The organism is Nocardia sp. 852002-51101_SCH5132738 (assembly GCF_001665695.1).
In the GTDB taxonomy this organism is placed as follows: Bacteria; Actinomycetota; Actinomycetes; order Mycobacteriales; family Mycobacteriaceae; genus Nocardia; species Nocardia nova.
The window spans coordinates 1-1,061 of record NZ_LZML01000170.1; the positions used below are offsets into that span (position 1 = coordinate 1).

The 1,061-nt window shown below is 66.9% G+C and carries 1 pseudogene; it reads right to left on the reverse strand.

Annotation, left to right across the window (positions count from 1 at the left end):
- Positions 1-53 precede the first annotated feature (53 nt).
- Positions 54-1,061 (reverse strand): annotated as a pseudogene (locus A5789_RS25960) (Mu transposase C-terminal domain-containing protein); the annotation flags it as partial.

Here is a 1,061-nt window from a genome sequence, read left to right on the forward strand (position 1 = left end):
AATCTCTCCTTCAACCGCCCGTCCGAGGGCATCTGATCACAGATCGCCCGGACTTACACGGTTGCCATGACACCCCCGCGCTCGCTCGCCAGTCGCGCCGCGATGCGGCGCTCTCGGCGGTCGACCACTTCGCCTGCGCTCCAGCGCGACAACACTGCTGCCAGCGCCTCGTTCGAGTCCGTGAATCGATCTGTCGCCGCGGCCAGCCGCCGGGCGTAGGTGGCGGCCTCCGCCGAGAACGGCGTGTTCAGGGTGGGGGCGTGTTCCCAGATCAGCTGGTGCCAGCCGCCGTCGTCGGGATCCTGGAAATAGACCGCGCGCACGTCGTCGTCGTTGATCCGGATCGGCCACTTCCCCGCCGCGACCCCTCCGTAAGGACTGCGGGTATTGCGGTAGCCATCCAGCGCCGCTCCGTTGTAGCGACGGCCATCGATCTCGACGCCGTAGTGCTGGATCGTGCGCCAAACCACCCGCAGGAACTCCAACACCAGCTGCGGCGACGCCGGGATCCGCAACAATCCGGCCTTGGCGATCCCGGCGGCGAACATATCGTTGGGCGAGACCCCCAACTCGGGCCATTCGGCCACGACCAGCCCGTCGTGAGCACTGCGGTGATAGACCGAGGTGATCCAGTCCCGGATCACGTCTTCGAGCTCGCGCAGGAACAGAAACGCCTGTTCCTCCAATCCGATCCCGCGGCTGTGGATGTCGGGGCCCTTGTAGGCGGGCAGATGCTGGATCAGGCCCTCGCGCAGCGACCGGAAGAACCTCTCGACAGTCGGTTTGTCGGTCGGCTTGTGCGGTTGCGCCGGCTGGATCGAGATCCCCAGCCGAGCACACACCCCGATCACATGCGACGACAGGAACGCCTTGCCGCGATCGATCACCAACGTCTCCGGCGGACACCAGGTCTCGCCGTCGTCGGCGTTCTCGGTGAACACCAGCCGATCGGGCAGTCCATGCACCGGCCCCAGCGACGGCCGGCCCGAGCCCCGGCCTGTGACCGCCTCGAACAACACCCCCGCAACGTCGAGGGCTTTGGTGGACACCGGCGTGACCTT